At 42.7% G+C, this 14,404-nt stretch carries 9 protein-coding genes; 5 read left to right on the top strand and 4 right to left on the bottom strand.

Translation table 11 applies throughout. The features are described 5' to 3' along the window. The first annotated feature begins 39 nt into the window (after positions 1 to 39). Complete coding sequence (gene greB / locus A28LD_RS10135; RefSeq protein WP_007420994.1) at positions 40 to 510, top strand: transcription elongation factor GreB; 471 nt, start codon at positions 40 to 42, stop codon at positions 508 to 510. Positions 511 to 646: 136 nt separating this feature from the next. Here greB and A28LD_RS10130 read toward each other — a convergent pair whose 3' ends face one another. The 4 genes from A28LD_RS10130 to A28LD_RS10115 form a co-directional block, all read right to left on the bottom strand. Next, on the bottom strand, positions 647 to 1,777 hold the full coding sequence (locus A28LD_RS10130; protein ID WP_007420993.1) for a phosphorylase family protein: 1,131 nt from the start codon (positions 1,775 to 1,777) through the stop codon (positions 647 to 649). Next, positions 1,774 to 2,223 carry a response regulator gene (locus tag A28LD_RS10125; protein ID WP_007420992.1) on the bottom strand — a complete coding sequence of 150 codons (450 nt, stop codon included), beginning with the start codon at positions 2,221 to 2,223 and terminating at the stop codon, positions 1,774 to 1,776. The genes A28LD_RS10130 and A28LD_RS10125 overlap by 4 nt, the downstream gene beginning before the upstream one ends. Further along, positions 2,220 to 5,207, bottom strand: a complete 2,988-nt coding sequence (locus A28LD_RS10120) for a hypothetical protein (protein ID WP_007420991.1) — start codon at positions 5,205 to 5,207, stop codon at positions 2,220 to 2,222. The genes A28LD_RS10125 and A28LD_RS10120 overlap by 4 nt, the downstream gene beginning before the upstream one ends. Before the next feature lie 264 nt (positions 5,208 to 5,471). Further along, positions 5,472 to 6,707 carry a hypothetical protein gene (locus A28LD_RS10115; protein WP_007420990.1) on the bottom strand — a complete coding sequence of 412 codons (1,236 nt, stop codon included), beginning with the start codon at positions 6,705 to 6,707 and terminating at the stop codon, positions 5,472 to 5,474. A 512-nt stretch (positions 6,708 to 7,219) separates the two neighbouring features. On the opposite strand from A28LD_RS10115, the gene A28LD_RS10110 reads away from it, so the two are divergent. The 4 genes from A28LD_RS10110 to A28LD_RS10095 are packed head-to-tail and all read left to right on the top strand — an operon-like array spanning position 7,220 to position 14,379. After that, entirely contained in the window at positions 7,220 to 7,783 is a 564-nt protein-coding gene (locus tag A28LD_RS10110; RefSeq protein WP_007420989.1) for a recombinase family protein, read from the top strand. A 40-nt stretch (positions 7,784 to 7,823) separates the two neighbouring features. Then, a complete protein-coding gene (locus A28LD_RS10105; protein ID WP_007420988.1) occupies positions 7,824 to 9,809 on the top strand; it encodes a type I restriction-modification system subunit M in 1,986 nt (661 codons plus the stop codon). Continuing rightward, positions 9,806 to 11,161: a restriction endonuclease subunit S gene (locus A28LD_RS10100; protein WP_007420987.1), complete on the top strand. Its 1,356-nt coding sequence runs from the start codon at positions 9,806 to 9,808 to the stop codon at positions 11,159 to 11,161. The genes A28LD_RS10105 and A28LD_RS10100 overlap by 4 nt, the downstream gene beginning before the upstream one ends. A gap of 47 nt (positions 11,162 to 11,208) precedes the next feature. Beyond that, positions 11,209 to 14,379 carry a type I restriction endonuclease subunit R gene (locus A28LD_RS10095; protein ID WP_007420986.1) on the top strand — a complete coding sequence of 1,057 codons (3,171 nt, stop codon included), beginning with the start codon at positions 11,209 to 11,211 and terminating at the stop codon, positions 14,377 to 14,379. Positions 14,380 to 14,404: the final 25 nt, after the last annotated feature.

Below are 14,404 nucleotides of genomic sequence, written 5' to 3'. Positions count from 1 at the left end.
AAACGATTCGCCAGAACACTAGATAAACGGAGTATTCGATTGAGTACCAACCTAATTACAGCCGAAGGGTATAAAAAGCTAGAGGAAGAATTAAGTCATTTGTGGCGCTCGTATCGACCGGAAATCACAAAAAAAGTTGCTTGGGCGGCTAGCTTGGGTGATCGATCAGATAATGCAGATTATAAGGAAAATAAACGCCTATTACGGCAAATAGATTCTCGCATACGACACCTCAGGAAACGGCTTGATGCTTTAAATATTGTCGAATACTCTCCGCAGCAAGATGGTAAAGTATTCTTTGGCGCTTGGGTTGAAATAGAAAATGACGACTCCGAGGTATTACGGTTTAGAATCGTTGGCCCTGATGAAATTTATGGCCGTACCGATTACATATCGATTGATTCACCGATGGCCAGAGCATTGTTAAAGAAAGCTAAAGGTGATGAGGCTGAGGTCGCCACCATATCAGGTACAAAAACTTGGTCCATTTTAAAAATTTCTTACCCTTAAAGATTGATTCTTTGTCGGTGGCGAGCTGACTATCTTGCCGGATTTACGTATCAAAACACCGCAAGTGTCAGACTAACACTTTATTAAAGTATTAAGTAAAATAGACTATATTCACGGCCGAGTCTCATGAACCTAGTCATAATAATTTAGAAATAGCTTTAATCATGAATTTTGCGGAAATATAAGAACCATATGCATGGAGATCATCATTTTTATCTTCATCGCACAAGTCCACGACAGTCTTGGCACATATGCACTTAGGTTTACATTCAGATAACTCCGCCGCACGTTGCAAAGCAAAAATCTCCATGTCTAATCCACCTACCTTCCGATGAATATTCTTAATTTCCTCAAGAAAATGCTTATCAGCGATCACTGCGGACCCGCTAGTGAACACAGCTACTTCCGGATTTTTAGGAACGGGAGGGCGTGGGCCATTAAATCCGTACTCTAACTCAGAGAGTAGGTTATCCTCATTTGCTAAAGCACTTAGCTTTGTAAGAGTAAGATGATCCGTTGCAACCTGATATGGTTCATGTTTGAATCCATCACTTGCCCATTTCCCCGATTGATACTCATAAACCATAGATGAAATAAGCAATTGCCCTTTAACCGCATTCTTTTCAAATCCACCGCAAATTCCGCTCATGCCAACAATTTGGGGTCTGTATCTTTCGATACATAGCCCAGCGTAAACAGCAGCGTTAACCAAACCCATATTTGGCAATAGGATTACCGTGCCTTTTTTACCGTCCAACTCTATGTCATAGCAATCGACCCCTGCTCGAACGATATTTTTTCCAGTTATGAGAGCGGCATATGGATTTCGCTCCTCTTGTAATGCACAAAAAACTAGGAACTCAAATCTAATGTTTTTCTTTAACTGGATAAGTAAGTGATCCAGTGTCGATTGCCAGCTATCTTTGTTAGCAAAATCTGCAAGAATGCAGCCATGAGACTCGTATAATTCACGCAGCTCAGGGAAATCATTTGGGTACGAACTGATAGCTAGAAGCAGCGCATCCTGCTTACCTGCTTTGATAATTGACTCTAAAATTGCTCTGCCATTTTGCGTTGCAGCACCATCATCAAAGTTGGGTAATTTGAAGTCTATAATAAATAGACTGATATCCATGCTAATTCGCGCTGTAAAATCCGTCATATTCTCAGCACATATAATATTCCTATCCTCAACTCCGGACTTTATCAAAAAACCTTTTATAGCTTTCCGTTTCTTTTTGTCATCTTCAATCAACAAAATATTCATTTTATAACCCGCAAAATTGACATTATTTTATTTTTAGTTGACTTGGATTTGTAGTTATACAGAACCGCGCCAAGTACATTTTGATTATATTTGCCTTTTATAATCGCAGGAGAATCTTTCAGCTTTACTTTTACGCCTCCGATATAAAAATCTGGATATTGAGTTACAATAACGATTTTCACAATTTTGTTTTTTAGCTTAAGTGCTCTGAGAACTTCTACCCCACCATGAGCTTGATCATGTCCCTTTTTTTTGTCTGATGAATTCTCGCCAAAGGTTGATAAAGCCATATCTAGAATAATCAAATCATAATCTCGCTCCATAACCTTCAATACAGCGCCTTGAACACTATCTACAACTTCAGGTATTTCGTCATGGAATTCAGCTAGACATCGCAGTATTTCATCACGCTTGTGCACCTCATCCTCAACAACCAAAATCTTCATAATACTCCTCCTGAAGCAGAATCCTCGGTTGCTTTCTCTGCATGCATTGCGAAATCGAGGGTTAACTTACGCTGATCATCATTGCTGAAACATTTAACACTAGAGAATCCTTCACTTAATCTTGTTATAAATTTTATTTTTTTAATTCCTGAATACCCTTCAGTAACCATATCGATTCCAGCCTCAGGTGCTTCTATTGCGTCAGATATTCGCTGTTTCGAGTATTGATATTTATCCTCAGCTACTGTAGACGTTATGCGAACCGCAATGATACTTAGTATCGATTCGGTACTTTTCTTTTTCGTACATGCATATACACATATAGGAGTTCCATCCTCACCATGTTTACATGCATTTTGGAGTAAAACAGCCAAACAATCGTATAAACGATGAACGCTTATCCCAGTGAACTTCGTATCCAAACCATCACCAGAAAATTCAAATGCGCTAGAGCGATTCAAATCTATAAATATTATCTGACACAAATCTCGTACTGACGCTGATATAAAGCCTGTTTGTGGCACCTGAAACCAATCTGATATTTTCCTAAAGACTTCATTAACAGCCTGAAGTAAGTCGGCCTTTAATTGTCCCTCCAAAGGAGATGAGCTTGCTGAGAAATGCTTATCTATAGAGGAATTCACTTCTTTCAATGGCTCAGTTTTAATGAATCTTGCTGCGTTTTCGAGCTGCGGCGATATCTGCTTCCAGCAAAAAGATATCACCAAATCATTGAGAAGTTCGCTGCCTCCCGTCGCCATTAATGATGCCATCAAGTTTCTAATGTTTTCTTTGGTGTAAGAGTCGTTAATATCGAGGGTTGCGTCAAAAAGAGATTGGCTAGTTTTAAATTGAAGATAATCTCTTTTCAATTTATCAATAATTCCTTTGTAATTATTCATCCAGCTTTCAACATGCTGACTGATTTGTCTGTTAGTCAAAAGTGCTCGGTATTCTTGTTTAGCTATTACCGCATCAATGGGATCAGACGTCACACCATCAATAGTGTTATGGCGAATACGGCGGCCGAGGTATGACTCTATTCCAAATTCAGTATTCAGACAAAATTGTTCAAAAGCATCTTTAACAATCTGCTGAATTAAATAGTCGCCCTGGTCTATCAACTGCAGAAAGTATAGTTTACTAGCTCTAGAGTCATCGTTATTCGTAGAGGAGATTCTTGCTTCAACTCTTGGGAATAGGGTTCTGTACTGTTCTGTGGAAACAGTGGGATTGCTATCAAGCCACTTTTTCATTGTGATACTATCCACATACATTCTACTGCTATCGAAGTATTGCTGAAGTTCCGATACTTTTAACCGAGTAGTTATCGCATCAGCTTCAATGAAATATTCAATTCTATTTAGTCTTTGGCCAATAGCCCTCAATATGTCGCACCTCACCTGCGAAGCATGCGACGCACTACCAACGAGTGAGTACATTTTTTCAAGGGTAGACTCATCGAGTACATCAACAAGATAATTAGCAATTTCCGGTGAATCCAAAAGAATATCTTCTATAAATTTAACTATTGAACCACCAAATGATTCATTTATTATGGCTATGAAACTATTTCTAAAGTTAAAGTCAACATCCGGGTCTATTGACTTTTGTCGATGAAGTGCAAGTGATAGAACTGTAACAAGACTTTTAGCTTCAGGAGGCGCAGTAACATAAATTGCCTCCATCTCTGCTTCTGAGAGGAGTGATTGAAGGCCAAAGGTATTTTCAAAGATATATTTAATTTCTTTACTCGATATTCCCAGTAGGTTCGACCTGTTTCTAACCATCTTCAAAAATAGATATGTTCGGTAAAACTCGTCAAGTACAATTGGAAAGTCTTCTAATAAACTTGCTCCATTGGGCAAAAGGATTAAATGTTTATTCCCCTCTAGCTCCGCTCCTTGGCTTGCTTCTGGACCAATTACTTCAGACAGTAGCCGGACACCAATAACCCTATCCAGTTTGTTTCTGTAAATGGTGAAATCAGAGCGCTCAAGGAAAGCTGCAGAAATGCGATATAATTCTAATGATGCATCACGATCTTTACTTTCATTTTTCCATATGTATGAAAAAAAGCTTTTATGATCCTCTTTAGAAAATAGCTGAGATAAATACTCTATTTTCTCAAAAAAATCGGGCATCAATCGTAGCCTAAACTCTTGGTGAGCAGACGGAAATTTACTCTTCAGATTAAAGATAATCAAAACAGAATGCACTGTATCTAGCAGACAGGACTCTGTTGCTCGAAGTAAAAATCCTGAAATATCATCATATTTAACTGGTGTCGGAATGAAATTACTTAGCGATAACGCTCTTCTAAAATTACCATTAACTCTTCCAATAAGGCCACTGACTTTTCTTTGTGCCGCTTCAAAGAGTGAAATTTTTGAGCTTAAGTTTTCTAAAGCGCTAAAATGCAGACCAGCACTTTCTCGATGCCGAAATTCAGCCTCTATTTCGGATACCAAATTTAGTGAGTCTTGGGATATATCTTTAAATGATTTTAAATATGCAAGTTTGTATGATAGAAAATTCGACGCACCATATTTCTTGCTTATGGTTAATATAAGTTCAAGTGCGGTCTTAACGTCCATGCTTTCCAAGGCTGCAAACGACTCAATAACTTGCAGCATCGAATTGGCCGCATTACCATGAGAGTTAATGCATCCTGCGGTATAGCAAACTTCATGCCTCCAACTCAATGGCTTAACATCAACAAGAGTAAATAGATCGGCACTAGTCTTCTTTGTTTCATTCTCATCAACGAGACCGCTGGGCCCTCTCAAAATGGCCCCTATAGCTGTTATATCTTTAAGTGAGTTAAAACTCCGAATATTATCAATGTCTCGAGTGTTTAAGCTCGACCTCACAGCATATCCTCGAATAACATTCCTTTTTTTTACATTGTCGATTTTAGATATGGATCTATATAAATTTGGCGGTCGATAGCCTAAAGACTTGTTTTTGTATTTACTTTCCATTGTATTTATCGCCTCGTGATGACACATAGCAGCATAGGTGCCGCTTCAAATTGTCTATCTGGCTTTTTTCGCTCATCCTAAAGTATCTGAAAACTAATATTCCTAGACGAAGCCAGAAAGCCTATAGATGTTGTATTGAGTATGATTAAAGAGGCATGCTCGCCCAACTATCTCTACGATGACCGTGTTATCCATAATAATTCCTTACGGCTAGACCAAAAGGTGGCGAGAGCTTCCTACTCAGACACCTTGTCAAAACTCGTTTTAGTTGGCAGTGGAAAATATTACTTTCTCTGCCATGAATTGCACGAGCGGTAGGTATTTACACACGATAACCTCTGATTTCGAGAACGGTATAAAGCAATCTTCTCTTGTGTATCGATCACTAGAATGGACCAAAGAGTTGCGTATATGCTTTAGCACGGACGAAGTATTAGCAAGCGCGTGACCTTGCTCTAGCTTAACCGAAAACGATTCGCCAAATATCTCTTGTTTTCCCGAACTGTAAAGCTTTTCATTGGCATCCTCCTCAAGCTTTTTGACGAATTCGATGTATTCGTCTTCTGGAACGTACTTGACAAGAACAGATTTAAGCATCTGTTTTTCGTCGCCGACATCATCATTTCGCTTTATGACTGAAAGCAGTTTAGATACATTATTGTAGGTTGCTTTAAACGCTGGATCATTTAACTTAGCTCTTACTGCTTGATACATATTTTCGTCGGCAACTCGAAGAAAGTGATACTCTAGGATATGGTAGTAAGATAGAAATACTTGACCGGGAAAGCTACTACTTTTCGCTACCTTGTAATAACTGGCGAGTATTGGATCGTAATTAGCAGAAGGGATTTCTAATTCAACATCTTCGTCAACTAGGCGTTGATTAATAAATCCTCTAGATTTGATATCATCCCTAATCTCCCAAACTTCGTTCTTTGTATATGCCAGATTAAAAAGACATGCTCTAATGCGTTTAAGACCTATATCGGCAAGATTATCTTTTTTTGCCTTTCTTTTCGGAGTATATGTGGCTGTATATATTCTCAGGAATATCTCTTCGACGCGAAACGGAATTCTTCTACTCTGTGAATATCGACGCCCCCTTGATTCAGTTCGACGACCTATTCGGTGACGAATAAATTCAAAAGCTTCTTCATACCGCTTTGATTCAAAATAAGAAAGGGTAAACGTCGGTGAAGCTTCTTTGAGTATCACTTTATTACCTGTTGAGTCTGAAAAATTATAGATTGGCCTATGAATAAACCCTGGATCTAGTTTGAGCACCTGATATTCAACGCTTTTGTTCGCAGTCATAAGCCTGCGAGACTCATCAAAATTGTACTGCTTTGCTCGATAAAAACCATTAACAGCCTTAAGCCATTCATCGTCGAAAGTAACAACTATTTTTTTATCATCAATATCAACGTTAATCGAATCATTTGCTGCTTCCACCTTGCAACCAAGAGATTCGAGCCGATCTGCGAACTTTGAAATACTCACAGAACCTCCCTAAAGTTATAACATTTGAATACTAGTTCTACTTAGTTATCTTTGGCGTACCAAATGTGCGAATTTAATTCAACTGCTATCAAAGCTCCATCAATTAATATTATCTCTCTTATAGCAATCCCATTATCGATGTATAACCGGACTTAAAGATCATGACTTGAAACCTGAATTCAAATACAAGTAAGTAATTCGTATCAATAGGACTAAATATTAGGCTGGCTCTTCCATGAGGATACAACTTGAGCGACCTAAGAAGCAGGGGCTAATGTACCTGTTCTCGTAGAGCCAAAAACTCCACTAGCGTTCATCTTATTTAAATCAAGTTACTTTATCTTTTTAATTTGGGCAAGAGCCTCTTTCTAAGTAACCCGCATGTCTTACGTCAACTCATTAAACGGTCGTTTTCTATACACTCTCGCAATCCCTCTAAATAACTCGTTTTTCTCATTGATTTGCGTACAAAAATCACGTACAAAAAACTATGTCTAAAAAAGGGGCGTTTGATGCTCATAGGTTATGCACGCGTTAGTACTCAAGATCAGAATGTGCAGATGCAGGTTGATGCACTTGAAAAGTCTGGGTGCGAGCAAGTATTCCAAGAGAAAATCACGGGGAAATTTAGGGAGCGTCCTGAGCTGTCGCAGTGCCTGCGTATGCTTCGAAAGGGTGATGTTTTAATCGTTTGGAAGCTAGACCGGCTAGCTCGCTCCTTGAAAAATTTAGTTGAGATTGTTCAAGACCTAAATGATAGAGGCATCGGTTTTAAGTCGTTAACCGAATCTATAGATACAACCAGTTCGGGCGGCCGTTTGGTGTTTCATATTTTTGGCGCACTTGCGGAGTTCGAGCATGATTTGATTCGTGAACGAACTAAAGCTGGACTCGAGGCAGCAAGAGCGCGAGGCCGCAAAGGTGGACGTAAACCTGCAATGTCCGATGCTGATATTCGCAAAGCAGCAGCAATGTTGTTAGACCCAGAGATAACAAAAACAGAAGTTGCCGCGCACTTTGGTGTGACTCGTACAACACTGAACGCATCGTTACAGAGAATTCATAGTGCCTCGTAATCAGTAGAGGCCAAAATAGATAGCACAACGGAGTACACGGATGACAAGCGATAAAACTAATCACTCTCAAACCGCAGCTTTTATCTGGTCGGTAGCCGACCTTCTTCGCGGTGATTTCAAGCAAAGCCAATATGGACGAGTGATTCTTCCTTTTACTCTTTTAAGACGCTTGGAGTGCGTATTGGAGCCAAATAAAACAAAAGTTCTTACTGCAGCCGAAGAGCATCAAGCCAAACCCGATGCTGTTCGTGAAAAGCTCTTACTGCGTGCTGCGGACTTGCAGTTTTTCAATGCTTCACCGCTGAGTCTCGGGAGCCTTTCTGATACTCAAACTGCAGATGACCTCATGAGTTATGTGCAGTCGTTTAGCCAAGATGCGCGTGAGATATTCGAGCATTTTCATTTCGAAGACTTTGTGCAGCAGCTGAGTGCCAACAATCTTCTTTACCAAGTAGTGCAGCGCTTCGCTAGTATTGATCTCAGCCCGAGTTCAATTAGCAACTTCGGTATGGGGCTTATCTTTGAAGAGTTAATTCGCAAGTTTGCTGAAAGCTCCAACGAAACTGCCGGTGAACATTTTACACCACGCGACATCGTACACTTAACCACGTCTTTAGTCCTCACAGGCCAAGAAAAACGGCTTTCCCCGAGCAGCATCGTAACTATCTATGACCCCACAGCTGGAACCGGCGGTTTCTTATCGGAAGGTGACGAGTACATTCAGCAAATCAGTGAAGGCGTGACTGTTTCACTACACGGCCAAGAGCTTAACCCAGAGTCATACGCCATTTGTAAGGCGGACATGCTGATTAAAGGCCAAGACGTAAGTAGCATTAAGCTCGGTAATACATTGTCGGATGACCAACTAGGCACCAATAAATTTGACATCATGCTGTCCAATCCGCCTTTTGGAGTAGAGTGGAAAAAAGTACAAAAGCAAGTATCTGATGAGCACAGACATCGCGGCTTTGATGGCCGTTTTGGTCCTGGCTTACCGCGAGTGTCAGACGGCTCACTGTTGTTTTTATTGCACTTGGTCAGCAAAATGCGTGATGCCCGTGAAGGCGGCTCGCGGATTGGTATTATCTTGAACGGTAGCCCGCTATTTACCGGAAGTGCGGGAAGTGGTGAATCTGAAATTCGTCGCTATCTTTTGCAAAATGATTTGGTTGAGACTATCGTGGCATTGCCCACAGATATGTTCTACAACACCGGCATTTCGACTTATATTTGGGTGCTATCGAATAATAAGGACGCGGAACGAAAAGGCAAGGTACAGCTAATTGATGCCAGTGACCGCGCCACAAAAATGCGAAAATCCTTGGGTAGTAAACGTCAGTTTATCGGTGACATTGACCAAGATGACATCGTTCGCATGTATGGTGACTTCCAAGGTTCGAGGAACAGTAAAATCTTTCCAAATGAAGCGTTTGGTTATCGCCGCGTTACCGTCGAGCGCCCACTTAAACTAAATTTCCAGGCATCAGCAGAGCGTATCGCACGTATCTCGGCAGAAAAGGCTATCCAAAAGCTATCTGAAGATATGCAGAGCAAGCTGATAGAGGCATGCCAGTCGCTTAATCCAGAAACGCTCTATCGCAACCGCAAGGCATTTCAAAAGGCACTCAAATCAGCTCTTTCAGATAATGGCGTTAGTCTAAGCGCACCGCAGTTAAAAGCGGTACTTAATGCACTAAGCGAGCGTGACGCCGAGGCCGATGTATGCACAGATAGCAAGGGCAATGTTGAAGCTGATACAAGCTTACGTGATTACGAGAACGTGCCGCTTACTGAGTCTGTCTATGACTACTTCGAGCGCGAAGTGAAACCGCATGCTCCGGATGCGTGGATTGACGAGTCAAAGCGCGACGAGAAAGATGGTGAAGTCGGTATCGTTGGCTTTGAAATCCCATTTAACCGTCACTTCTACGAGTTCACACCACCACGACCACTTGAGGAAATCGATGCAGACTTAAAAGACTGCACCGACCGTATCAAGCAGATGATTGAGGGGTTATCGGCATGAGCTTTCCAAGGTATGCGGGTTACACGGAGTCTCAACTTGAGTATATTGGTCCTATCCCTTCAAGTTGGGACTTGGTGCCGTTTTTCAGCAGGTTTATTGAGCGAAAAGAATCCAATAAAGGAATGAAAAACGATAATCTGCTCTCCCTGAGTTATGGTCGCATTATCCCTAAAGATATAAATTCACTTGACGGACTGCTCCCCGCTTCATATGAAACATACCAATTAGTGCGTCCTGGTGATTTAGTCTTCCGTCTTACAGACCTTCAAAACGACAAGAGAAGCTTACGAAGTGCAATTGTTACTGGTGAGGGAATTATTACTTCAGCATACTTAGCTGTACGCCCCAAAGCCATGAACCCTGCCTTTGCTAGTCATTTATTTCGTTGCTATGACCAGTTAAAGGTCTTCTATTCCATGGGCGGCGGGTTACGTCAATCGATGAAGTATGACGACATGAAGTGGCTTCCAGTGGTCTCACCGAGTTTGCCTGAACAAACCCAAATCGCCCGTTTCCTCGATCACGAAACCGCGAAAATAGATGCCTTGATTGCTGAGCAGAAGCGCTTGATAAAGCTACTTCAAGAAAAACGGCAAGCTGTTATTTCGCACGCAGTGACAAAGGGCCTAGACCCGAATGTTCCGATGAAAGACTCAGGTGTGGAGTGGCTTGGGGAAGTGCCGGCGCATTGGGATATCAAATCTTACAAGTATGCTTGTCGAATATATCGGGGTAAATTCACCCACCGCCCAAGGAACGACCCCAAAATGTATGATGGTCAATTTCCATTCATACAAACTGGTGATGTCGCTCGAGCGAATAAAACAATCAAAACGTACTCACAGACGTTAAACGATAAAGGTGCAGCGGTAAGCCAAAAATTCCCCTCAGGCACTTTAGTGATGGCGATAGCTGCAAATATTGGAGATATAGCTACTTTAGGATTTGAAGCATACGCGCCTGATAGTGTGGTTGGGTTCAAGCCAAATGCGGGCACGAACTTAGAGTTTTTAAGGTACAGTTTGATTTCAGCTCTGCCTGCACTTCAGCAAGCATCCACACAAAATACTCAGGCTAATCTGAATGTTGATAGAATTGGGGCACTAACAACAGCACTTCCCCCGACAGAAGAACAAGAAAAAATAGTGAAGCATATTGAAGCCCAGCTTGATGGTACTAGTGAATTAATCAGTGGCGCGTTAGAAACAGAAAAATTATTAAAGGAGCGCCGCTCCGCAACCATCTCAGCCGCCGTCACGGGCAAAATAGACGTTCGTAATTGGCAGCTACCGGCAGACGAAAGTGGCTTTGATGAAGACGCACGTAAAGCAGGCGTAGAGGCATCGGCATGAGTGCAGCAGCCCTACAATTATTGATGCAAGTAACGGAGTATTAAGTCATGGCAGACAGTCGCGAACGGTTTTTTCAAAACGATATTATCAAGTCTTTGCGTGAGCAAGGCTGGCTTGTGGGGAGCGCGTCCGATTACGACAAAGCGAATGCGCTTTACCCTGAAGATTTGATTGGCTACTTCAAAGATGCATGGCCCGAGCGCTGGGAGAAGTTTTGCAAAAGCAACCCACAAAACCCAGAGCAAGTATTCGTTAAAAAAACAGTTCGCGAGCTAGAGAAAAGAGGCACACTAGATGTGCTGCGCCATGGCTTTAAGGTACCTGGGGTTAAAGCTGACCTGTGTAGCTTTAAACCCGACCACGGTATGAACCCTGATACCGAACGACGTTACACAGCCAATCGACTGCGTGTGGTTGAAGAAGTTTCATATTCACCTCATGCCCGCACCGGTGATTACAACCCACGCCTCGATTTAGTGCTATTTGTGAATGGCATTCCAACAGCCACCTTAGAGCTCAAAAGCGAGTTTAAGCAGACCGTTGCACATGCAAAACGCCAATACAAAAAAGACCGCCCAGTAAAAGATCCCATAACGCGCAAAGCCGAACCACTTATGACATTCAAACGCGGTGCACTCGTGCATTTTGCTGTTAGCCAAGATGAAGTGGCCATGGCTACCAAGCTTGCAGGCAAAGATACCTTTTTCTTGCCGTTTAACCGCGGAACCGCCGAGGGTGGTGCCGGCAACCCTCGCGCTGAACACGAAAGCGCATATGCAACGAGCTATTTGTGGGAACAGTTATTTCAAAAAGACGCCTGGCTTAAAGTTTTAGGCCGATTCTTGCACCTTGAAAAGAAAACGGAAGAAGACTTTTACGGTAATCGCAAAACCAAAGAAACGCTCATATTTCCGCGGTTTCACCAGTGGGATGTGGTTAATCAATTAATTGAAACAACGCGCCAAGAAGGCGCTGGTAAGCGCTATCTGATTCAGCACAGCGCAGGCTCTGGTAAATCAAACTCGATTGCGTGGGCAGCTCATCAACTTGCGCAGCTTTACGATACAGAGGGTAATAAGCTGTTTAGCTCGGTCATTGTCGTCACGGACCGAACGGTTTTGGATAACCAGCTACAAGATACTATTTATCAATTTGAGCACGCCCAAGGCGTTGTGAGACCCATCAGCCGTGATATTGGCAATCAAAGTAAATCAGAGCAGCTTGCTGAAGCGCTGGCCGAGCAAACACGCATCATCATCGTGACCATTCAAACTTTTCCAGCGCTTTTTGATGCTTTGGAGAAATACCCTAAACTTGCGTCGGGTCGATATGCCGTGATTGCTGATGAGGCGCACTCTTCGCAAACAGGTTCGTCGGCTAGCAAGCTGAAAGCCATTTTAGGGGGCGAGCTACCCGAAGGTGAAGAGCTGAGCGCAGAAGAGCTCCTAGGCGCTGCTGTGGCTTCACGTAAGCCAAGTGAGCAAATCAGTTACTATGCATTCACGGCCACGCCAAAAGCGAAAACATTAGAGCTCTTTGGTCGTGAACCTGATCCGACGCAGCCAAGAAGTGAAACCAACAAGCCAGAAGCCTTTCAGCTTTATTCCATGCGTCAAGCCATTGAAGAGGGCTTTATCCTTGATGTACTGCGGCGCTATACCACTTATGCAGTGGCATGGAAGCTGGCTCACGGGAATGGTGAAGACGATGAAGTTGATTCAAAGAAAGCACGGACCACGTTAGCAAAATGGGTGCGGTTGCACCCATACAATATCAGCCAAAAAGTAGAAGTGATTGTTGAGCACTTCCGGGAAAACGTTCGGCACCTGCTTGATGGTCAAGCCAAGGCCATGGTGGTGACCAGTAGTCGGCAAGAGGCGGTTCGCTATCAGTTAGCGATGCAGCAGTACATCAAAGACAAAGGCTATCAAGACGTACACCCGATGGTTGCGTTTTCAGGAAGCTTACCGCCCGATGATGTAATACCTGAAGAGGTGACGGAAACCAGTAAGCTATTAAATCCCGGACTGAATGGCCGCGACCATGCAAAGGCATTTGATACTGACGAATACAACGTAATGTTAGTGGCAAACAAGTTCCAAACAGGTTTTGACCAACCGAAGCTTTGTGCCATGTATGTGGATAAGAAGCTGCAAGGCGTTGAGTGCGTACAAACCTTGTCACGCCTAAACCGATTGTTCCCGGGTAAAGAAACGTTCATCCTAGATTTCGTCAACGACACCCAGGATATTCTGGATTCGTTTCTCCCCTATTACAACAAAGCCGAGCTCAGTGACGTATCGGATGCACAGGTAGTTTATGACCTGCAGGAAACGCTCGATAAAGAACAAATTTATCACTGGAATGAAGTTGAAGCGTTTGCATTAGCTTTCTTCGATCCCAAGGCCGATTCATCGAAACTTTCTTACTATTGCCAGCCGGCGCGTGAGCGTTTTAACAAGCGCTATAAGCTCCTGAGAGACGAACGAAGTGATGCTCGCAATGCACGGAAGCAAGCGGAAACTGATGGCAATACCGTTGGTATTAAGCATGCAGATGCTACCTTAAAAGAAATCGGTGAGGCGCTCGATGGCTTGGACTTATTTAAAAAGAACTTAGGTAGTTTTGTTCGTGCCTATGAATTTCTCTCACAAATCGTTTTCTTTGAAGATGGAGAGCTTGAGCAACTATGTGTGTTTGCAAAGCACCTACTGCCACTGCTCCGTCAGGAGGTGCTCGAGGACGACGACATCGATATCTCTGAACTTGCTTTAAGTCATTATCGAATCACAAAGCGAAAAGAGCATGACCTCAAGCTGGCAGAAGATGGCGAAGAGTATGGTCTTGATCCAATTACAGGCCTCGGTTCTGGTAAAGCCCATGATCCCGAGAAAAAACGGCTTTCAGAAATCATTGAAAAATTAAATGATATTTTTGGGGCCGAAGTAAGCGACGAGGACCAGCTTCATTTTGCTAATGGCATTGCCGAACGAGTTCGCCGAGATGATACGGTAATGGCACAGGTGAATAGCCACTCGCCAGAACAAGTGATGCATGGCCTATTTCCTAAGCGACTTACCGACTTAGTTCTCGACTCGATGACTGACCATGAAAAGCTCTCGATGGAAGTTCTTGAGAACGAAGGTAATCAGAGAATGTTTGCTGCTCTTATATTGAGGTTGCTTACTGAAACGAAGCAGACTAAAGCGGCGCTATAGAACTCTATACGCCGTTCTACACTAA

It is taken from the genome of Idiomarina sp. A28L (genome assembly GCF_000218785.1).
In the GTDB taxonomy this organism is placed as follows: Bacteria; Pseudomonadota; Gammaproteobacteria; order Enterobacterales; family Alteromonadaceae; genus Aliidiomarina.
This window is presented reverse-complemented; position numbering and strand designations above follow the sequence as displayed.

Coding starts and splice junctions, on each gene's coding strand:
- A28LD_RS10125 (WP_007420992.1), bottom strand. CDS start 2,223: ATGAAGATTTTGGTTGTTGAGGATGAGGTGCACAAGCGTGATGAAATA.
- A28LD_RS10105 (WP_007420988.1), top strand. CDS start 7,824: ATGACAAGCGATAAAACTAATCACTCTCAAACCGCAGCTTTTATCTGG.
- A28LD_RS10130 (WP_007420993.1), bottom strand. CDS start 1,777: ATGAATATTTTGTTGATTGAAGATGACAAAAAGAAACGGAAAGCTATA.
- A28LD_RS10100 (WP_007420987.1), top strand. CDS start 9,806: ATGAGCTTTCCAAGGTATGCGGGTTACACGGAGTCTCAACTTGAGTAT.
- A28LD_RS10095 (WP_007420986.1), top strand. CDS start 11,209: ATGGCAGACAGTCGCGAACGGTTTTTTCAAAACGATATTATCAAGTCT.
- A28LD_RS10110 (WP_007420989.1), top strand. CDS start 7,220: ATGCTCATAGGTTATGCACGCGTTAGTACTCAAGATCAGAATGTGCAG.
- A28LD_RS10120 (WP_007420991.1), bottom strand. CDS start 5,207: ATGGAAAGTAAATACAAAAACAAGTCTTTAGGCTATCGACCGCCAAAT.